A 718-nucleotide genomic window follows, 5' to 3' on the forward strand; every position below is an offset into this window, starting at 1 on the left:
ACTTCGCGGTAAGCCAGGTAAAAATAGACATAAGAATTTAACCAAAATGCACCAAATAGCAAGTGAATATAAGAGTGAGCAAGAGTTAAAAGAGAAAATTCAAAAGCTTATAGAAGCGGAAGCAAATAAGTATATGCAAAAGAAAGAGCCTTTGTTGGGCGACGAGTACTTTAGGTTAGAGCCAAATGAAAAAAGAGCTTTAATAGTAGGTCTTAGAAATTCTGTTTTTGAACAAATGCAAGAGAATATAACCATCACATCAGACGAACAGCTAAAAGAAAAGGCAGAGCTTCTTGATGAGCAAGTAACAGAACAAAACAAGATCATAGAGGAATATAAAAAGAAAAATATAGAAGTCTTAAAAGAAAAAGAGCTGCTAGAAAAAGAGCTAGATAGTTTAAGAGAGACCCAAGCTGAGCAAGATAATGAGATAACGCATCTTAAAAATAGAGTAAAAGCACATGCCAATCAGCAAACAAAGATAGATGAACAAAATGCATTGATAAAGAGCAAAGTGAGAGAAAACCAATCTCTAACACGTAAAACCGAAAGTCTTCAAAGTGAAAATACTGGGCTAAGAGACCTTAATGACAAAAGCTTAGGTCTCTTACTAGAAATAGCAAGCACCAATCCTGAGCTAAAAGAGATGATAGTAAATGAGATGCCAGAGCTAAGAGGTAAATTTACAAAAGATGATGCTGGGATGGAGATGGGGTAG

The 718-nt window shown here is 35.2% G+C and carries 1 pseudogene; it reads left to right on the plus strand.

Going from position 1 to position 718, the window contains the following annotated elements:
- Positions 1–718 (plus strand): annotated as a pseudogene (locus tag HMPREF1019_RS10160) (hypothetical protein); the annotation flags it as partial.

Source organism: Campylobacter sp. 10_1_50, assembly GCF_000238755.1.
GTDB classification, from domain to species: Bacteria; Campylobacterota; Campylobacteria; order Campylobacterales; family Campylobacteraceae; genus Campylobacter_A; species Campylobacter_A concisus_R.